General features: G+C 42.0%; 20 protein-coding genes. 16 read left to right on the plus strand and 4 right to left on the minus strand.

Annotated elements, in window-relative coordinates:
- Positions 1–26 precede the first annotated feature (26 nt).
- The 11 genes from MHB50_RS01215 to MHB50_RS01265 all read left to right on the plus strand — a co-directional run bounded on the left by MHB50_RS01215 (position 27) and on the right by MHB50_RS01265 (position 10047).
- The gene (locus MHB50_RS01215) at positions 27–677 is read left to right on the plus strand and encodes a DUF4097 family beta strand repeat-containing protein (RefSeq protein ID WP_340084715.1); all 651 of its coding nucleotides are present in this window, start codon (positions 27–29) and stop codon (positions 675–677) included.
- 180 nt (positions 678–857) lie between these two features.
- Complete coding sequence (locus MHB50_RS01220) at positions 858–1574, plus strand: class I SAM-dependent methyltransferase (protein ID WP_340084716.1); 717 nt, start codon at positions 858–860, stop codon at positions 1572–1574.
- Positions 1575–1831: 257 nt separating this feature from the next.
- A complete protein-coding gene (locus MHB50_RS01225) occupies positions 1832–2515 on the plus strand; it encodes a response regulator transcription factor (protein ID WP_340084717.1) in 684 nt (227 codons plus the stop codon).
- Positions 2508–3602 (plus strand): HAMP domain-containing sensor histidine kinase, encoded by a 1095-nt coding sequence (locus tag MHB50_RS01230; RefSeq protein ID WP_340084718.1) that lies wholly within the window; start codon positions 2508–2510, stop codon positions 3600–3602. Before MHB50_RS01225 ends, MHB50_RS01230 begins: the two co-directional genes overlap by 8 nt.
- Before the next feature lie 74 nt (positions 3603–3676).
- Positions 3677–4360, plus strand: coding sequence for a M15 family metallopeptidase (locus MHB50_RS01235; protein ID WP_340084719.1), 684 nt, complete (start codon positions 3677–3679; stop codon positions 4358–4360).
- A complete protein-coding gene (locus MHB50_RS01240; RefSeq protein ID WP_340084720.1) occupies positions 4335–4514 on the plus strand; it encodes a hypothetical protein in 180 nt (59 codons plus the stop codon). The genes MHB50_RS01235 and MHB50_RS01240 overlap by 26 nt, the downstream gene beginning before the upstream one ends.
- Before the next feature lie 178 nt (positions 4515–4692).
- Entirely contained in the window at positions 4693–6294 is a 1602-nt protein-coding gene (locus tag MHB50_RS01245; RefSeq protein WP_340084721.1) for an amidohydrolase, read from the plus strand.
- A 126-nt stretch (positions 6295–6420) separates the two neighbouring features.
- A complete protein-coding gene (locus MHB50_RS01250) occupies positions 6421–7098 on the plus strand; it encodes a PspA/IM30 family protein (RefSeq protein WP_340084722.1) in 678 nt (225 codons plus the stop codon).
- A gap of 124 nt (positions 7099–7222) precedes the next feature.
- Positions 7223–8251, plus strand: coding sequence for a TFIIB-type zinc ribbon-containing protein (locus MHB50_RS01255; protein WP_340084723.1), 1029 nt, complete (start codon positions 7223–7225; stop codon positions 8249–8251).
- Positions 8248–9048 (plus strand): TPM domain-containing protein, encoded by an 801-nt coding sequence (locus MHB50_RS01260; protein ID WP_340084724.1) that lies wholly within the window; start codon positions 8248–8250, stop codon positions 9046–9048. Before MHB50_RS01255 ends, MHB50_RS01260 begins: the two co-directional genes overlap by 4 nt.
- A gap of 21 nt (positions 9049–9069) precedes the next feature.
- Entirely contained in the window at positions 9070–10047 is a 978-nt protein-coding gene (locus MHB50_RS01265) for an SPFH domain-containing protein (protein ID WP_340084725.1), read from the plus strand.
- A gap of 311 nt (positions 10048–10358) precedes the next feature.
- Here the strand turns inward: MHB50_RS01265 and isdG are convergent, their stop codons facing one another.
- From isdG to MHB50_RS01285, 4 genes are read right to left on the minus strand one after another with little or no spacing between them, the layout of a single operon-like run.
- Positions 10359–10682, minus strand: coding sequence for a heme oxygenase (isdG, locus tag MHB50_RS01270; RefSeq protein ID WP_340084726.1), 324 nt, complete (start codon positions 10680–10682; stop codon positions 10359–10361).
- Positions 10657–11472: an ABC transporter ATP-binding protein gene (locus MHB50_RS01275; RefSeq protein WP_340084727.1), complete on the minus strand. Its 816-nt coding sequence runs from the start codon at positions 11470–11472 to the stop codon at positions 10657–10659. The genes isdG and MHB50_RS01275 overlap by 26 nt, the downstream gene beginning before the upstream one ends.
- Positions 11469–12467: an iron ABC transporter permease gene (locus MHB50_RS01280; RefSeq protein ID WP_340085271.1), complete on the minus strand. Its 999-nt coding sequence runs from the start codon at positions 12465–12467 to the stop codon at positions 11469–11471. The genes MHB50_RS01275 and MHB50_RS01280 overlap by 4 nt, the downstream gene beginning before the upstream one ends.
- Positions 12468–12472: 5 nt before the next feature.
- Positions 12473–13432 (minus strand): ABC transporter substrate-binding protein, encoded by a 960-nt coding sequence (locus MHB50_RS01285; RefSeq protein ID WP_340084728.1) that lies wholly within the window; start codon positions 13430–13432, stop codon positions 12473–12475.
- A gap of 438 nt (positions 13433–13870) precedes the next feature.
- Here MHB50_RS01285 and isdC point away from each other — a divergent pair, with 438 nt between their 5' ends.
- From isdC to MHB50_RS01310, 5 genes are all read left to right on the plus strand, one after another.
- The gene (gene isdC / locus MHB50_RS01290) at positions 13871–14509 is read left to right on the plus strand and encodes a heme uptake protein IsdC (protein ID WP_340084729.1); all 639 of its coding nucleotides are present in this window, start codon (positions 13871–13873) and stop codon (positions 14507–14509) included.
- Between the two features lie 29 nt (positions 14510–14538).
- A complete protein-coding gene (locus MHB50_RS01295) occupies positions 14539–16299 on the plus strand; it encodes an NEAT domain-containing protein (protein WP_340084730.1) in 1761 nt (586 codons plus the stop codon).
- A 91-nt stretch (positions 16300–16390) separates the two neighbouring features.
- Entirely contained in the window at positions 16391–17281 is an 891-nt protein-coding gene (gene isdE / locus MHB50_RS01300; RefSeq protein WP_340084731.1) for a heme ABC transporter substrate-binding protein IsdE, read from the plus strand.
- A 32-nt stretch (positions 17282–17313) separates the two neighbouring features.
- Entirely contained in the window at positions 17314–18297 is a 984-nt protein-coding gene (locus MHB50_RS01305) for an iron ABC transporter permease (RefSeq protein ID WP_340084732.1), read from the plus strand.
- Entirely contained in the window at positions 18287–19069 is a 783-nt protein-coding gene (locus MHB50_RS01310) for an ABC transporter ATP-binding protein (RefSeq protein ID WP_340084733.1), read from the plus strand. Before MHB50_RS01305 ends, MHB50_RS01310 begins: the two co-directional genes overlap by 11 nt.
- The last annotated feature ends 24 nt before the right edge of the window (positions 19070–19093 follow it).

Here is a 19093-nt window from a genome sequence, read left to right on the forward strand (position 1 = left end):
TGGTGTGTAATAGGGAGGCGAGCAAATTGAAAAAGAAGATGTGTATCTGTTTGGTTTTATCGGTTTTGCTTTTGGCTGGCTGCGCGACTGGTGGCGGAAATAAAAAGGAAACGGCCGATCTTAATAAAATCGAAGCAATCTATATTGATCATGGCAGTACGAACGTTCATATTAAAAGTGCGAATCAATCTCAGTTGGAGGCATCTCATCCAAAATTGATCATCGATAAGAAGCAAGGAAAAAAAGAATTATCCATAAAGATAAAGAAAAGCACATTCCATATTGGCCCAAAATTCAATAAAAATCTTCATGTAAATATTCCAAAGGATTATAAAGGAAAAATCATCATTAACGGGGGTTCGGGCAATATCACATCAGAAGGATTAGAAACGGAACATATAGAAGCGGCCACAAAGAGCGGAAACATCTCCCTTGAATTTACCGATTTTCACAGTGATGTTTATGCCAAAGCGGCAAGCGGTAATATAAAGCTTTTATTACATGAAAAGGAGGAGCCTGATATACAATTAACAACGAAGACGGCTAGTGGCCGGCAAATAATTTCCGTTCCGCTTTCAGTGAACAGTGAAGATAAAAAAAGAATCGAGGGCACAGCGGGTGCTGGTTTGTATCAGGTTGATATTGAGACTGCTTCAGGAAATATTACCGTGCAGTAAAGGTCCAGGCGTCGTAAAAAGCCCTCATTATACATTTTCCATGGAAGACTTTAAATAGGAAAGGATAGGTACGGCCAGCAAATTGTTTTAGGAAGCTTGGGTCTTGTCCTTGAATCGAACGGTTGAGGCATTAGCCGCCCTTCTGAATATGATATAAAGAACTTGAACAAAAGGGCGGGAATGAATGTGGAAAGCGCCTATCTTAATTGTCTGGCTTTTTTCGGAGTAGGGGGTGCCCATCCAGGCGGCATGCAATTGACAAAAAGTATCTTATCCAGGGAAAAAATCGTTGGAACTACGAAAATCCTTGATGTGGGGTGTGGAACAGGGCAAACTGCCGCATATATTTCAAAAAAGTACGGCTGTCACGTAACGGCCTTTGATTGTCATACAGTCATGATCGAAAAGGCAAAAAAGAGATTTCGCTCGCTGCAACTTCCAGTCGTTACGTGTTACGGAATTGCCGAAAACCTGCCTTTTGAAGATGGATCATTTGACATGATTTTGTCTGAATCGGTTACTGCATTTACAGATGTGTCACAGTCCATACCAGAATTCAAACGGGTGTTAAAGCCTAATGGCATATTGTTGGCCATTGAAATGACACTGGAAAATTCGGTTACCGAAGCTGAGTTAGCCCAGATTCTTCACTGTTATGGGGTGAAGCAACTGCTTAATGAGGCAGGATGGCGTGCACATTTTCAAAAAGCCGGTTTCAAACAAGTTCTTTCAGAGAATTTTAAGCTCCACCCAGATGCACAAAATATGTGTCATGCCTTGGATTTCTCACTTTCGAAAAATATAGATCCCTCATATTTTCACATACTCCATCAACACCAATGTTTATCCATGATGTATAAGGATATATTAGGCTGCCGAATATTTAGATGCCAGTAAGCATTTTTGATGGAAAGGGGATCGTTCTGAAAATCATATTTTTACAAAAGATGGAACAAAAGCGGAGTGAAAAAACTTCGCTTTTATTGTTGCTTCCAGCACTTTTCGTCAATTGTCTTTCTTGAACGACCACCCCAATAAATTCAACCCTTTTTGCACAAAATCTCAGTACTGAAGCATTTTGTACATGTGCTAATATAAGATAAGGAACTCCCTAAACAGAAAACACGAACTCACATTCGGATGGTGACGAAAAAATGACAACTATTTTAGTAGCCGACGATGACCAAGATATTGCTGATTTAATATCTCTGCACTTGGAAAAGGAAGGCTTACATTCTGTAAAAGTGTACAATGGCAAAGAAGCACTTCATGCCATTCATTCCCAACATATCGACTTGGCCATATTGGACATCATGATGCCGGAAATGGATGGTTATGAGGTTGTTCAGAAAATAAGGGAACAATACTATCTTCCGGTGATTTTTTTAAGCGCCAAGGCATCTGATTTAGATAAAATAACCGGACTTGTCATGGGGGCGGATGATTACATGGTCAAGCCATTTAATCCGATGGAGTTGGTGGCCCGCGTGCAGGCCCAGCTTCGGCGTTCAAAGCTGATAGATTATTCCATGGGAAAAAATGAAATCATTTCCGGAGGATTGGTTCTGAACGCTGATGAGCGAACTGTTAAACTGTATGGTGAGTCCATCGAATTAACGCCTAAGGAATTCGACATTCTTTATTTGTTGGCAAGCTATCCCAATAAGGTATTTAGTACGGAAAATATTTTTCAGAATGTATGGGGCGAAGCCTATTATGGAGGTAGCAACACGGTCATGGTACATATTCGCGGTTTAAGAAAAAAATTGAAAGAAGATGGGAATAAAAACAAGTTCATCAAAACCGTTTGGGGAATAGGGTATAAATTCAATGGGTAACATGCTGCGGAGTTTTCGAACCCAGATGATCATCCGTCTCTGCATGAGTATGGCTACCGCCGGAGGCATCACATACGGACTTTATAAAATTCTTCAGTTTTATTATCAAAAAGAGGTGAAAGCAGAGGATCCCCTTGCGCAAGTTCGGTTGAAAATAGCCGAAATAGGGGATATCAATTTTTTCCTGATCATTTTTATTCCGCTTGCCATCGTGTTTTTCTTTTTTTTCACTAAATCTTACAGTTCTTATTTTAAAGAGATTTCTACAGGGATTCATCAACTGGCAAATGGAGATTTTAATACCCGCGTCCGTATAAGGACAAGGGACGAATTTGGCGACATTGCAGAAGATATTAACAAAGCGGGAGAAAAGTTAAAAGACTCATTGGAACGTGGGGATTTTGCTGAAAGCAGCAAAGATCAGTTAATTGTCAATCTAGCTCATGATTTACGTACACCGTTGACATCCGTATTGGGATATTTGGACTTGGTTTTAAGAGAGAGCGATCTAACCAAGGATCAAATTCAGCACTATTTGACAATCGCCCATACGAAATCTGTCCGGCTGGAAAAGCTGATTGATGAGCTATTTGAAGTGTCTCGGTTAAATTATGGAATGTTAAAAATGAAAAAGGAACCGTTAGATCTCGGAGAATTGCTCATGCAATTAAAGGAAGAATTTTACCCGGAACTTGAAAAAAATCGATTGACAGCGAGAATGGATGTTGCGCCTGATTTACAAATATCCGCAGATGGAGAAATGCTGGCCAGAGTATTTGAAAATCTGCTTTCGAATGCGGTGCGCTACGGTGCGGACGGCAAATACATTGATATAAAGGCGTATGTTGATGAAGGTGATGCTGTTGTAGAAGTCGTTAATTATGGAAATTATATTGCTCCCGAAAGCTTGGCCCATATTTTTGACGTCTTTTTTACAGGAGACAAGTCCAGATCTGTCGATCAGGGCAGCACAGGGCTTGGCTTGTTTATTGCCAAAAATATTGTGGAACAACATGATGGGGCCATAACCGCCAAGAGTGATCCCGTTCAAACGATCTTTGCGGTGCGCCTTCCCATGAAAACTTAAGAAAAACTTAATCATTTCTTCCTGTTTTCTTAAGTGTCCTTTCCTACGATTGACCTTATAGGAGGGAGATTTATATGAAAAAGGCAGGCTCGAGTATTTTTATTTTACTTTTACTAGGGCTTACTGTTGCATTCATTGTTTTTGGACCGGAAAGCGACGTCCGGAAACCGAGCAACACAGCCGGGAAATCCACCATAACCATTAATAAAGATCATATTTATACGGGCCATCTGTTATTAATCAATCACGACCATCCTGTCCGAAAATCCGGAATGATGAAGGACATTATTCACTTATCGGAAAATACCTTTGTGTCCAAAGGATACGGATTGTTGCGATCAGATATCAGGCTTTCAGAACATGTAGCGAATGAATTTTCGAAAATGGTCAAAGACGCTGAGAAAGAAGGCATTGATCAATTTATGGTAAATAGTGGATTTCGTACCTTTGAAGAACAAAATCGGCTCTACTTAGAAATGGGAGCAGATTACGCCATGCCGGAGGGGTACAGCGAACATAACGCGGGATTCGCATTGGATATCGGTTCTTCTGAAATGAAAATGGAAAAAGCGCCAGAGGGAAAGTGGCTGGAAAAAAACGCATGGAAATATGGATTTATCCTGCGTTATCCCAAGGACAAGTCGGCTATTACTGGAATACAATATGAACCGTGGCATTTTCCGATATGTCGGTTTGCCGCACAGCGCTGTCATCCATCAGGAAGGCTTTGTCTTGGAACAATACCTGGAGTATGTTAAACAGAAACAGCATCTATTAGTACGCGTGGATGGGGAGGAGTATGAAGTATCGTATTATGAGTTAACAGATCACCCCTCCATCGAGGTGCGTGTCGGCAATATGTATGAGATATCGGGTGATAATATGGGCGGGGTTATTGTTACAAGCTGGTAACCATGAAAAGATCGTTTGGGCCTTGTCAAAACGCGATTCAATTTTATGGCGGCATCCATCTACTTCATACATTTGTTTCCAACTGCGTCCATCGGGTTACTTATTGAAATGGACTTTGATAGAATGAAAGGAAATATGAATGATTCCCCCTGCACATGGGTTATTTGGAGGAATGGACATGTCGAAAATCATTTTTACAAAGGGAAAAATATATACTTTTGATCAACATCACCCGGTAGTCGAATCGGTCGTCGTTGAAAATGGAAGAATCGTTGACCTTGGCATACATAAGGACATGATATTGCAGTGGGGAAGAAATGATGTGAAAATCATTGATTTGCAAGGGAAGATGGTGACGCCGGGCCTGATTGACAGCCATCTGCATCTGTCGGGAATTGCTTTTCAGTTTTTGGATTTGAACTTGACAGGAGTCAGATCGAAAAGGGAGATGCTGGAAAAAGTCAGGGAAAGGGCAAATGTGACTCCACCCGAAAAGTGGCTGTCAGGAATGGGGTTTGATGAAAATCTTTTTGATGATGGCGGAATTCCGTCGATTCAGGAGCTGGATGAAGCGGCGCCGCATTGTCCGGTTTTTATCAAAAGAATTTGCCACCACGCCTTCCTTGTGAACAGTAAAGCACTCGAAATGGCCAACTATCATTCTTCAGTGGAAGTTCCGGCGGGTGGAATCGTTGTTCTTGATCCCGATACGAAGAAGCCTACGGGACTGCTGCTTGAAACGGCTTCCAAACTAGTTACGGACCACATGCCGGAGAGAACATACGATGAATTGAAGCACGGGCTGGAACAGGCGATGAAATACGCAATGGAGCGGGGGCTGACCAGTGTCCATACGAATGACCCCAGATATTTGGGCGGTTTGGATCAAACATATACATTGTACGATGAATTGATCAATCGAGAGAAAAAAGGCCTGCGCTGTAATCTGTTGATCGATTATCCTTACCTCAACCGGTTAAAGGAAAGGGGAATGTATGCGGGATACGGGAATGAGTCATTGCAAATCGGCGCAATAAAAATCTTTGCAGATGGTGCATTTGGAAGAAGGACAGCGTTGCTCTCCGAGCCCTATCAGGATGCACCTGGTGAGTATGGTGAAGCGATGCATGATCAGGAAACACTGTTCCAAATGGTAAAAGATGCCAGGGAATTTTCCATGCCGATCGCTGTTCATACAATCGGGGATCAGGCGGTGGACAGTGTACTGCAGGTACTCGAGCAATTTCCAAGCGTAAAGCATCGCGACCGCATTATTCATGTATCGTTGCTAAGGGAGGATTTAATACAACGTCTGACAAAGCCAAGCCTCGCGGCAGATATTCAACCAAGGTTTGTAGTTGGGGACTTTCCTTGGCTACAAGACAGGCTTGGTGAGGAAAGGATTCAGTATGCATATGCATGGAAATCCCTTCTTTCTGCTGGGGTGTTGTGTGCAGGCGGATCAGATGCACCCATCGAACCTCTCGATCCGCTTTTGGGTATTCATGCGGCTCTTACACGGAGAAATCCTGCAGAATCCCACGACGGCTGGGGGAAAAAAGAAAAACTATCAGTGAAAGAGGCCTTGAAGTTATTTACAATTGGCGGAGCATACGCGACAAATGAAGAAGACATAAAAGGAACCATTTCAAGAGGGAAGCTGGCGGATATGACCATCTTTTCAAAAGATCTGCTGGCGATTGATCATGCGGATGAATTGTTAAGCTCCGAAGTTGAAATGACCATCATCGGTGGAGATATTGTTTATCAAAAATCATAAAGGCGGTGCTCCTTTCATGGAAGCACCGTCTTGCATGATGGGAGAAAATGCTACATGAAAAAGCGAATCTTTTTTTCACCTTATTCAGTATATATGTGTAAGAATTACATTTTTAGGAGTGTTTAAATGGGGATTTTAGCAAGGTTTAAGGATATTATGGCCAGCAATATTAACGCCTTATTGGACAAAGCGGAGAATCCTGAGAAAATGATTGATCAGTATATGAGAAATGTAAATAGTGACTTGGGAAAGGTAAAAGCTGAAACTGCTTCTGTCATGGCGGAGGAGCAAAGGTCAAAAAGAGAATTAAATGAGTGTTCTGCTGAAATTGAAAAAATGCAGCATTATGCGGTTAAAGCATTGGAAGCGGGAAATGAAGATGACGCGCGGAAGTTCTTGGAGAAAAAAGCAACTTTAACGGAAAAGGAAAAAGAGTTACAGCAGGCATATAGCCTGGCCGCCTCCAACGCCATTCGCATGCGGGAAATGCATGACAAGCTTGTGGCTGATATCGGCGAGCTGGAAGCCCGGAGGGCGATGATTAAAAGCAAGGCCGCCGTTGCGAAGACTCAGGAACGGATGAATAAAATTGGATCATCTGTAACAGGAGCGAACGCCTCCATGTCGGCATTTACTAGAATGGAAGAGAAAGTGGAACGGGCCCTGGATGAAGCAAATGCCATGGCCGAGCTGAATATGGCGCCAAAAGATGACATAGAAGAATTGACTGCCAAATATGATCGTAAGCCGGATGTAGAAGATGAGCTGACTGCGTTAAAAAAACAACTTGAAAATAAAGAATAATATTTTATGAGAAGGCGCTTGAACACAAATAGATAAATGATTTACTTAGTGTGAGCTGTAGCCCGGGCTGCAGCTTTTGTACTGTTTTAGCAAGTGTTTTGAGCGATGAAAGGGGGAGTATCTGTTGGTCATTCATTATAAATGTGCGAATTGCGGGGATGATATGGCCTTTGACAGCGAGACGGGGATGTTGGCCTGCCAAAGCTGTGGAAGGCAAGATCATATAGATCAAATTTCAGAAAACTTAAAGACAGTTGTTTTTTCAGATGATGAAGCAAAGGAGTATCATTGTGAAAATTGCGGAGCCGCCTTAATCACAGAAACGGAGACAGCAGCAACGACTTGCAGCTTCTGTGGTGCAGGGGTCGTTTTGCAGGACCGTCTGTCCGGTGTATTGGCGCCGGCAAAGGTGATTCCTTTTAAAATTAGTAAGGAAGAGGCGATGCGGGCTTTCAAGAAATGGTGCAAAAACGGTCTTCTTACACCAAGAGGATTCATGTCGGCCGACAGGATCAAAGGAATCACCGGGATGTATGTCCCTTTTTGGCTTTATGACGTAAACAGCAAAGCAGAGGTTGAAGCGGTCGCTACGAAAGTCAAGAGGTACACAAGGGGAGATTATGAATACACTGAAACGAAATATTATGAGGTGTACCGGGATATCGATTTGTCCTATGAGAAGGTTCCCATTGATGCATCTGAAAAAATGGACGACAATATCATGGATAAACTGGAACCTTTTCCTTATGATCAACTAAAGGATTTTAAAACACCTTATTTGGCAGGGTATATTGCGGAAAAATACAACTACGATGATCAAGAGCTTTTCCCGCGAGTGGAATCCAAGATCGAACCATTCATAGATTCATATATCAGCTCTACCATTTCGGGGTATTCTTCTGTTACATATCGTCGGAAAGATATTGATACTAAAAAGGTTCGCAGTGATTATGTCCTGCTCCCTGTCTGGATGGTTTACTATGATTATGATAAAACGGAACATACTTTTGCCATGAACGGCCAAACCGGCAAGATTGTCGGCAAACCGCCGATCAGTTATTCAAAGGCGGCCGCCTGGTTCGGAGGGATTGCTGGTTCTTCATTTATCACGTTGAAAATCGTCTCTCTCCTCATGGGAGGTAGCCTGTGGTGAGGAACAATTTTTTAAAAAGCACTTTGATGATGGCTGTATTCTTTTTGTTGTCCCTTTTGGTTTTCACAACCGCAGCAGCAAATTCTTCGGAAAAACAAAGAATTTATGATGATGCCGGACTTTTAAGTGAAAGTGAAGTTAAAAAGCTTGAAGCGCTGGCCAAAAAATATGGGGCGAAAAGAAATACAGACTTTATCATACTGACAACCAATAATGAGGAAGGCAAAGACACGAAGAAACTTACACAAGATTTTTATGATCAGCAGGCACCAGGCTACGATAAGCCCAATGGAAACACAGTGATGTTGACACTCGATATGAAAAAACGGAATGTATATGTGGTGGGTTTTTACAAGGGGAAAAAATATTTGGACAATGAGCGGGCAGATCTCGTCCGAAAAAAAATCACGCCGGACTTATCGGATGGCCATTATGACAAAGCTTTTCAATCTTTTATCAAGACATCGTCCAAATATATGGGATTCAGGCCGGGAGTGAATCCGGAGAATCTCTTTTTTAACGGGTGGTTTCAAATCATCGCTTCGCTTGGGATCGCATTAGCGGCGGTTGGCATAATGGCATTCAATACAGGTGGAAGAGTGACTGTCAATGCGCGCACATACCACGATCAAGAGAATACAAAGGTAAAACAAAGAAAAGACCAGTACATCCGAACAAAAACAACGAAGCGAAGAAAGCCTTCCAATAAAAACAGTGGCGGGAGCGCCGGGTTTGGCGGTGGCGGCGGAACCACAAAAGGCGGACATTCCCACAGCGGCAGTATGGGGAAATTTTAGGGTTGAAAGGAATGATCATCGATGGTCTTTTTTAAAAATCAATTTGCTAACGTAGTTGAATGGGAAGAATTCAGGGACGATATGATTTTTTGGAAATGGAGCAACCGGGAAATCAAAAAAGGAAGCCGGCTCATTATCCGGCCCGGCCAGGATGCGGTCTTTTTAAATAACGGCAAAATCGAAGGGATCTTTCAAGAAGAAGGAGATTATAATATTGAATCGCAGATTATCCCTTTTTTATCGACTTTAAAAGGGTTTAAGTTTGGCTTTAACAGCGGCATGAGGGTAGAAGTACTGTTTGTCAACACGAAGGAGTTTACAGTAAAATGGGGGACGAAAAACCCGATTAATATTCCCGCACCTCAGCTTCCGGGCGGCATGCCAGTCAGGGCCAACGGTACTTTCCAATTTAAAGTCAATGATTATATTCCCCTGATTGATAAAATTGCCGGAGTAAAAAATAGCTATCTTGTAGAAGATGTAAAAATCCGGATTTTGTCCATTCTTGACCAGCTTTTAATGAAGTGGATTTCAAAAGAAGGAAAAGACATGTTTAATTTGCAGGCAAACGCTTTTGAAATTGCTCGGGGAATTCAGGAAGATCTTGATATGCAAATTATCGACAGCGGCATGACGATCACGGGCTTCCATATCATGAGCTTTAATTATCCGAAAGAAATTCAGGACATGATTACGAAGACTGCTTCGCATGGCATGATTGGAGACCTCCTAACCTATCAGCAAGTATCAATGACGGACGGCATCGCATCCGGGAAGGTTCAAGGCGGCGGAACTGCCGCAGATATGGCGGGAATGATGATGGGGATGAGCATGGCCGATAAAATGATGAAAAATATGAATCAAGGCCAACAGGAGGCGCCGAATCAGGCTGGCCAACCGAAAGCAGGGGGAGGAAAAATACCGAACTTCTGTCCGAATTGCGGGGAGAAAACAAGCGGAGGGAATTTCTGCTCGAACTGCGGGCAGAAGCTGGTGTGAAAGTGAATGAGAAAAAGGCTCCTTATCGGAGCCTCAGCTTGCAGAGAAAGTCGCTGGCAATTCCCAAAAGTCGTGAGTAAATCTAAAAAATCACGAGTAATTACCTGGAATCGGCGAGTAAATTAAAAAAAGTGGTTAGTGTTTTCCAAAAGTCGTGAGTAAATCGAAATAGTGGATAGTAAATGGAAAAAGTCGCTAGTAAACTCCAAAAAAAGACGAGTAAATTCCAAAGGGTGGATGGATTTAAGCTTTCGATGGTTTCACGACAGCCTAAGGCTCCTTATCGGATCAGATGAAGGAGCCTTTACTTTTTATGCGGGAACAATTGGGTTTCTGACGATTTTCACTTCGTAAAAGGAAATGGAATTATCAATGATATAATCGGGTCTGCCTCCGGGATCACGGGAATGAGCCTCCCGAAAAGCTTCGCTTTTTGTCCATGCTTTGAAGGCTTCTTTTGATTCCCACCTCGTGCTGATGGTGACTTCATCATATTCTTTTATGTTTTCGGTAAAAAGAACTTCCAACCCTAGAAATCCTTCCATATATTCAATTTTTCCCACCTTATTAAATCTGTCGATCAGGCGTTGTCCTTCACCTTTCTTAATTTTATTCGTATTTGTGACTATAACCATTTCGATTCCTCCTTAATTTTTTTGTGTTCGGGATGATAATTGGGAACTCCCCATCAAATTGAACCTTGGCGTCTATGTCATAGATGTCTTGTAGAAATTGAGAGTTTAATATGGCTGCCGGACTTCCCATGGCTTGAATCAGTCCGTTTTTGACTGCAATTAAATGATGACTGTAAGCTGCTGCCTGCTGAAGGTCATGCAGAACCATGATGATAGTCATTCGGTAATGCTCATTAATATGTTGCAACATTTCCATCAAGTCAAGCTGATGGGCGATATCTAAAAAGGTGGTCGGCTCATCCAAGATTAAAATGTCTGTTGATTGCGCTAAAGCCATCGCTATCCGTGCTCTTTGCCGTTCTCCGCCGGAAAGGGTGTGGAGGAGTCGGTGTTCATATTTTTTTGTGTCTGTCAAATTCAAGGCCCAGTCGATGATTTTTTCGTCTTCCTTTGTCAATCGGTGTTCAAAGAGCTTTTTATACGGCGATCTGCCATAGGCAACCAATTCTTTGACGGTTAAATCCGGAAGTCCCTCTTTGGATTGCGGCAGCATAGATATTGTTTGGGATAATTTTTTCAAGGAATACTGATTGGCTTGTTTGTTATGAATATAAACCTGGCCGGAGGTTTGCTTCGTCAATTGTGTGATCAACTTTAAAATCGTTGATTTTCCGGAACCATTCGGCCCCACGATGGCAGTGATTTTTCCGGCCGGAATGGAGCATGAAATATCCTTCAAGTGGAAATGTCCAATATCCAATGTAATGTCTTTTGTTTGAATAGCCGTCATGTTGTGATTCTCCGTTTCCTTAATAAAAATAAAAAGAACGGTGCTCCCAGTGAAGCCAGCAGTATGCCAACCGGAAGCTCGATTGGATCAAACCAAGACCGGGCGGCAGTATCGGCCAGAACGACAAGTGCGGCTCCCCATACAATGGATAATGGCAATAAAAAGCGGTAGTCATCACCTATGATGAGGCGGACGATATGCGGGATGACAAGCCCGACAAACCCCACCAGTCCGGCAACACTGACTCCAATACCTGCCAAAAACGAAGCCAATATAATCAAGAGAAATCTTTGTTGTTCAACTCTTTGCCCCAGCAACTGTGCAGTGTCATCACCCAACAGGAGCATATTGGCCGGCTTTATGGCTAAAAAGCACAATAACAAACCCGCTGCTGCATAGGGAGACATGAAGTCAAAATGATACCAGCCTTTTCCGCTTAAATCTCCGGCCAGCCACGGCAATACTGCCTGCACACGGTCACTGTAGATAAGCATGATCCCGCTTGTAACCGCACCAAGTAAAGCGTTCACCGCCACACCGGCCAAAATAATTTTGATCGGAGATGTGCCTTGGTCCCAAGCCAACAAATAGATGACCATAGAGGTACAGAATGCTCCGAGAAAAGCTGTTAAAGGCAATAAATAAATCAATTGCGGCAAGACGATCATAGTAATGACAGCTGCCAGTCCGCCGCCGGCAGAAATTCCTATAATGCCGGGATCTGCAAGCGGGTTTTTCATTACACCCTGCAGCAGGGCGCCAGATCCGGCCAAACATCCACCTACGAAAAGGCCAATTAACACTCGGGGAAGCCTGACATCCATCAGGATTTTTTCGTGAATGCTCTCACCACTTCCTGAGATCACATGCCATATTTCCAGCAGGCTGATTTGAACAGATCCGTCCGTTAATCCATAGAAACACGCAACTAAAAATAGAACGGGAGTGACTATCCAGGCATATTTTTGTCTATGTTGTCTGTTATGTAAGGACATGTTCATTATTTCAACTCTTTAAATATCTCTTGAAGGAACTCAAGCGACTCTGTAACCCGTGTTCCTGGATTTGTGCCGAACAGGTCGGATGGCAAAATGACAAAGCGGTCATTTTTCACGGCCTCCAGGTCATTCCAGCCGGTATTTTTTTTCATCTCATTTAAAAAGCTGTCTTTTACTTCTTCAGGATTGCCATGACTCATGAGCAAAATGATTTCAGGATTTGCTTCTATAATTCTTTCCGTATTCAATTGGGCGTATTGAGGGTAACTGTCTAGTCCGGGAAAATCGCTGGCGATATTTTCTCCCCCTGCCAACTCCAACAGGTTTCCGCTTAACGAATTGGGCAAAGCGGCCATATTGGTTCCTGGAGCACCGTAAACTAATAATACTCTTGGCCTTTCTCCCGATTGCGATGCTTGGACTTCATCCACTTTATTTTCGATGTTATCGATGATCTCTTTGGACTTATCTTCTTTCCTCAGCAACTTTCCAAATAATTCTACTTGCTTTTTAATATCATCAACCGAATTGGCCCCAGTTAATATAACTTGCGCGCCGGTTCCTTCAATGGCTGGTATATCTTTCGTATTCATCGGATGATTCCCCAATACAACATCAGGCTGCAGGGCAGTAATTTTTTCAAGATCGACGGAATGGGTGGAGCCGACTTCTTCAACATTTTTCGCTTCGTTTATGGCGATCGTTCTATTGGAATTCGGCCTGCCGACAAGCTCTCCTCCGAGTTCATAAATGATATCCATTTCACCGTTGGATAATGCCACAATCCTTTCCGGAGGATGCTCAAAAGTGACCGTCCGTTCTGCAAAATCTGTAAGAGAAACAGCGGCGGAGCCTGGCGAACTATCATCTACTTTGGCAACATCTGCTTTGCTTTGGCTCTGAGCACATCCTGCCAGGAAAGCAGCAAGAATGACAGTGTTCAAAAGAGTATTTCTTTTCATGCTTGAATCCTCCATAAAAAAATGAAATGAGTAAATGAGAATGAATATCAATTACCATCTACATTAATGAAAATGATTATCATTGTCAATAGGGATATTATAAAAAAAATGAAATTCTAACAATAAGAGGGAAGCAGTATTAAATCCTACTTCATTCTTTCTCCTGTATTTTACGAAAATGTTAAAAAATGATTTGACAAACATTTTTTATTGGGTAAGATAGGATTTGAAGAATGGAATGAGAATGATTATCAGTTGCATTAATAATAAAGGAGGTGTTTCTGTCTGAAAGCTCATGATCGGCTAGAATTTCAGGGATTATAAGCATGAAATGGAGGGCTTTTATTTTTTTGATCTTTATTGAGAATGATTTTCAATATCATTAGTATGCGGTAATATTTATTTTATTCATCCAAAATGTAATGGAGGGAAAAGTTCATGAAGAGAAAAAGATATGCAATGATGCTAATCGTTGTTTGCTTAATATCTTTCATCATCATACCTGGAACAACTTTTGCAAATATGGCTGACGGTACATATCAGGTGAATTATCAAATTTTGAAGGCTGAAAATGATTCGGTTTCCATGGCAAATGATTATTTTGAAAAGCCGGCCACCTTGATCGTTGACAAAGGGAAGAAATACATCCAATTAACGATTAATCACAGCGACTGGATAAAAACGTTTACTACTGCAAGTGGCGAACCTGCGCAAGTGATAAGTGAAAATAAATCTGCAGATACACGAGTGGTAAAGTTTCCTGTAAATGATTTGTCCAAGCCGGTACCAATGAAAATGCACGTTTTAATCGAGACAATGGACCCTGTATATGACCATGAATATACCGTTCGTTTCGATTTCGATAGTGAGAATTTGAATACTGCCGGCAGCGGGCCAGAGCAAACAAAAAATGAAAAAACTGACGATAGCGGCAAACACTCAGAGAATAACGGAGCAAGCACCAATAAAGCTCCGGAAAAAAACCCGAAAACAAGTGATAATGCACCTGTTGGCTTCTATCTTTTATTATTTGTGATCGCATTGTTATTTTTTATCCGCAAAAAACAGATCAATTAAATAATTATAAACTTAAAGGAGAACGGGATATGAAGAAGTTTATACTAACCGCTTTGTCGTTTCTATTAATCTTTTTTACTGCAATGCCTTCTCTACAACCACATGCGGCCAAAGCAAATTCAAAATATGCAGTGGGGGAGTATGATCTTCCGTTTACAATCTTGAAAGACACCAGCGATGAACCATCCATGACCAACGACTACATTAAAAGTCCGGCAAAATTAATCGTTGAACAAAATGGCGAGATGCATGTGGTCATGACATTAAATAATAGTTCCTGGTGGCAATATCTCAAAGTCCAAACTACCCAACCGGGATCATTTCAAGATAATAATTTTGTAGATGCAACTGTTATCAGCGAAGATAAAGCAAGCGATACTCGTGTTGTTACATTTAAAGTGCAGGATATAGAGCAGGTCTTAAATGCGAAGATTCATGTCATAGTTCCCATGATTCATTATGACAATAAATATGATATCCGTTTCCAATTTGATGCAAGTGGAATTCCTCTTGCTCCTGAACCTGAACCTGAGCCTGAAATCATTGCGGATGGAGAATACACAATCGGATTTAGGGCGTTGCATGCTGAAGAAGAAAAAGATTCCGCAATGGGCAGATATATTGATCAACCAGCAACATTATCTGTGAACAATGGAAAGAAACAAATCAAATTTGTATTAAAGGATCATCAAGCGATTACCGGATTTCAAGTGGAAAAAGACGGTCAATATGTAGACGCGACGGTTGTCAGTGTAAATGAAGAAGCAAATACAAGAGTCGTCGCATTTGATGTGGAAAGGTTGGACTCCATCATTCACTCTAAAGTCCAAGTTCATGTCCCAGCACAAAACTACACTGGCAATCATATTGTTCGATTATCTTTTGACAAGGGGAGTATGAAAGTAAAACCTAAGGAAGATGAAAACGAAGAGAAGCCGGGTGAAGAGAATCCCAGCGAAGAACAGCCGGGCGAAGAACAGCCGGGCGAAGAACAGCCGGGCGAAGAGAAGCCAGGCGAAGAGAAGCCAGGTGAAGAACAGCCAGGTGAAGAGCAGCCAGGCGAAGAACAGCCGGGTGAAGAACAGCCAGGCGAAGAAAAACCGGGTGCGCCAAACCCAGATACAGAAAAAATAGACCCTCGCAATCTAAAAGACGGTGAATATTCAATAGATTACAGCGTACTAAAAAAAGAATCTGACGAACTTTCAATGATGAATGATTATGTCGTCAAACCGGGTTCATTAAAGGTTAAAGACGGTAAAAAATACTTGGCTGTCACACTGAAAAAAAGCTCCTGGATCACCGAATTCAAAGTTGAAAAAGACGGGAAGTTAATGGCTCCAAAACTTTTACAGTCCGATGAAGAAGCAGATACAAGAACAGTAGAGTTTGAAGTGGCGGATCTATCCTCCCTATTAAACGCATGGGTGAAAGTCGATATTCCTGAATTACATTACCATAATGAGTACGATATTCGCTTTTCGTTTGATACGGATTCTATCAAACTATTAAAAGAAGGTGTCTATCCGAAGGAAGACAATAATGCGACTTTACCACCAAAGTCAAATGATCAAAAGCCAAAAGCAAATGATAAAAATGACCGCTTGAATTTTGACAGAAATGGTGACAAAACAGGGAAAAGCATTGATCAACCACAATTAAAAGCTGATCAAAAAGGTATGAATCCCAAAACGGCAGATACGACTAAAATGCTTTTGTTTGCACTGTTATTTGTTCTTTCACTGGTGCCGCTTATAGCAAGATTCCGCAGCCGGCGGCATTTGCAGTAACGTATTTCAAACCCATATAGGTTGGCCTTGCTGTTCCCGCGGCAAGGTCGCTTCATAATGCCAATTATGTATTCATCGGGGGGGAAGAACAATGAGAAAGTCACTCGCCACTTTGTTCGGGACTGTCTTTATCTTGCTTTTCTTGATAACAACGTCCGGGTGCTCCAGCCAGCAGAAGAAAGAAGCCACTGAGGAGAAAGAAAGTCAAGATAAAGACCGAATCGTTTCCACAACTGTTGCAGTAACTGAAATAATGGACGCGTTAGAAATCGATTTAGTTGGAATACCGACAAGCTATAAAAAGCTGCCGCAACGATACGATGGAGTAACAGAAGTTGGAAATCCAATGAGTCCGGATATGGAACTGATCATGTCGTTAGATCCAACGGAAGTAATGTCGGTAACTACGCTAAAGTATGATTTGGTCTCTCATTTTGAAGAGCTGGGAGTGCCTGTCACATTTGTGAATCTGGAGAGCATTGATCATATGTTGAGTGAAATCAGGAAAATTGGTGAAAAGTATGACCGGAAAGAGCAAGCCGAGGCAATTGTGGAAAAATTTCATGCAAAGGCTTCTGAGATTGAAAAGAGAGTTAAAGGAAAAAAGTCGCCCACTGTTCTTATTTTAATGGGAGTGCCAGGAAGTTATTTGGTGGCCACCGAAAAATCCTATATTGGTGACCTCGTAAAAAGGAGCGGGGGAATCAATGTGGTACAAGGGGAAGATGTGGAGTACCTGGCTTCCAATACGGAATACTTACATCAATCAAACCCGGATATTATTTTGCGTGCGGCTCATGGCATGCCTGAAGAAGTCGTGGAAATGTTTGACAAGGAATTTAAGGAAAACGACATTTGGAAGCATTTTGACGCGGTAAAAAATGGGCGAGTGTATGACTTGGAGGAAACGCTCTTCGGTACGACTGGAAATCTGGCAGTGACCGAGGCCTTGGAAGAATTACAGCCAATGCTTTATCCATGATGGATAAGTTAATGATAGAAGGATGTTTGATCATGAATAGACAGTATTTTAGTTTTATTGGAGTTAGCACTCTATTGCTGGTGGCGATATATATTTCAATTAATACGGGGAGTATCAAAGTATCTCCACTTGAGCTGTTTACCGGACTTATTCTCGGTGCAGAGGGAGATATAGAAGTGATTAAAGATCTTCGGCTGCCGCGTATTATCATTTCATTATTTGCCGGGGCGGCATTATCGGTTTCAGGAGTATTGTTTCAAGCGGTGATGAGGAACCCCCTCGCTGACCCAAGTATTATCGGAGTAACATCCGGCGCTGGATTCATGTCGATACTGCTTGTTACCATCTTTCCGACTTTATTTTTCTACATGCCTTTGTTTGCTTTTCTTGGCGGAGCGCTGGCTTTTTTGCTTGTATATATGTTTTCCTGGAAAACAGGGTTGGACCCGTTGCGGATGATTCTTGTAGGTGTAGCGATAAATGCGGTGTTTTCCGGATTAAGCCAGTCTTTTAATTACCGTGGCAGTTATGCGGTAACCTCCGTCAGTCAGGCGACGACATCTACACTTGAGATGAAAAAGTGGAGTGATGTGGAAGTGATGGTTACTTATGGTTCAGTTGGCTTGATAATCGCAATGTTTCTTTTTGCTTTCTGCAATTATCTTGCTATGGAAGATAAAACGGCGAAAAGCCTGGGGGTACGGGTCAATCAAGCACGCTTTATTATTTCTGCTGTAGCAGTTTTATTGGCATCGGTGGCAACAGCTATTGCAGGGATGATCGCATTCATCGGATTGATTGTGCCTCATATTGGCCGGATACTTGTGGGCACTGACCATAAAAAGCTTATTCCCTTTGCCGCTTTGGCCGGGGCTTTTCTCATGTTGGCAGCAGATACATTGGGCAGGACGATGATTGCTCCTAACGAGATTCCCGCTTCGATCCTAATGGCCGTCATCGGCGGGCCTTTTCTCATCATTTTGATTAGAAAGAGTGGTCAATTATATGGAAATTGAGAATATCACCTTTTCATATAACAATAAAGCGAAGCATTTGGATGGCATCAGTGGAAAAATTGACATTGGAAAGATCACAACGATTATCGGGCCAAACGGATGTGGCAAGTCGACTTTGTTAGGTGTCCTTTCTAATCATCATCAGCCCCAGCACGGTAAAGTGATATTGGATGGAAAAAATGTAGAAAACTACAAGCCGAAGCAATTGGCTAAGAAGTTGGCTGTTGTTCACCAAGAAAATAAGGCCAGTCCCGATATGACCGTGGAAAGAATTGTCAGCTATGGAAGGATTCCATATAAATCAATGTTTTCCTCCCTTACGGATGAAGATAAACGAGCCATTGAATGGGCGTTATCTTGTACAAATCTGATAAAGAAAAGAAAAAAGAGACTGGATCAACTGTCAGGCGGAGAAAGGCAAAGGGTTTGGATTGCCATGTCATTGGCCCAAGAAACTTCTATTCTGTTTTTAGACGAACCTACAACGTATCTTGATATCTATTTCCAATATGAAATATTGGAACTGATAAAAAGGTTGAACGTTGAACATGGTTTAACGATTGTCATGGTACTTCATGATATTAATCAAGCCATTCGTTACAGTGATATGATGATTGTCATGCAAAATGGAAAAGTGATGGAGAAGGGGGCTCCCGAAGATGTAGTGACCGCTGAACTTATACGTGACATCTATGGTGTTCAGGCTGTGGTGAAATTTGATAAGGAATCTGGCCTTCATATCGTTCCCACAGGTATTTCATTTAATAGCTGAGGTGGTTTTGTTGGACAAAGTGCG

The organism is Siminovitchia sp. FSL H7-0308 (assembly GCF_037980985.1).
Taxonomy (GTDB): domain Bacteria; phylum Bacillota; class Bacilli; order Bacillales; family Bacillaceae_C; genus Siminovitchia; species Siminovitchia thermophila.

What these genes read in the sequence shown, in the direction of transcription:
- MHB50_RS01305 (WP_340084732.1), top strand. Translation starts at nt 17,314, where the DNA reads ATGAATAGACAGTATTTTAGTTTTATTGGAGTTAGCACTCTATTGCTG.
- isdE (WP_340084731.1), top strand. Translation starts at nt 16,391, where the DNA reads ATGAGAAAGTCACTCGCCACTTTGTTCGGGACTGTCTTTATCTTGCTT.
- MHB50_RS01295 (WP_340084730.1), top strand. Translation starts at nt 14,539, where the DNA reads ATGAAGAAGTTTATACTAACCGCTTTGTCGTTTCTATTAATCTTTTTT.
- MHB50_RS01225 (WP_340084717.1), top strand. Translation starts at nt 1,832, where the DNA reads ATGACAACTATTTTAGTAGCCGACGATGACCAAGATATTGCTGATTTA.
- isdC (WP_340084729.1), top strand. Translation starts at nt 13,871, where the DNA reads ATGAAGAGAAAAAGATATGCAATGATGCTAATCGTTGTTTGCTTAATA.
- MHB50_RS01250 (WP_340084722.1), top strand. Translation starts at nt 6,421, where the DNA reads ATGGGGATTTTAGCAAGGTTTAAGGATATTATGGCCAGCAATATTAAC.
- MHB50_RS01245 (WP_340084721.1), top strand. Translation starts at nt 4,693, where the DNA reads ATGTCGAAAATCATTTTTACAAAGGGAAAAATATATACTTTTGATCAA.
- MHB50_RS01235 (WP_340084719.1), top strand. Translation starts at nt 3,677, where the DNA reads ATGAAAAAGGCAGGCTCGAGTATTTTTATTTTACTTTTACTAGGGCTT.
- MHB50_RS01310 (WP_340084733.1), top strand. Translation starts at nt 18,287, where the DNA reads ATGGAAATTGAGAATATCACCTTTTCATATAACAATAAAGCGAAGCAT.
- MHB50_RS01275 (WP_340084727.1), bottom strand. Translation starts at nt 11,472, where the DNA reads ATGACGGCTATTCAAACAAAAGACATTACATTGGATATTGGACATTTC.
- MHB50_RS01230 (WP_340084718.1), top strand. Translation starts at nt 2,508, where the DNA reads ATGGGTAACATGCTGCGGAGTTTTCGAACCCAGATGATCATCCGTCTC.
- MHB50_RS01285 (WP_340084728.1), bottom strand. Translation starts at nt 13,432, where the DNA reads ATGAAAAGAAATACTCTTTTGAACACTGTCATTCTTGCTGCTTTCCTG.
- isdG (WP_340084726.1), bottom strand. Translation starts at nt 10,682, where the DNA reads ATGGTTATAGTCACAAATACGAATAAAATTAAGAAAGGTGAAGGACAA.
- MHB50_RS01280 (WP_340085271.1), bottom strand. Translation starts at nt 12,467, where the DNA reads ATGTCCTTACATAACAGACAACATAGACAAAAATATGCCTGGATAGTC.
- MHB50_RS01265 (WP_340084725.1), top strand. Translation starts at nt 9,070, where the DNA reads ATGGTCTTTTTTAAAAATCAATTTGCTAACGTAGTTGAATGGGAAGAA.
- MHB50_RS01220 (WP_340084716.1), top strand. Translation starts at nt 858, where the DNA reads ATGAATGTGGAAAGCGCCTATCTTAATTGTCTGGCTTTTTTCGGAGTA.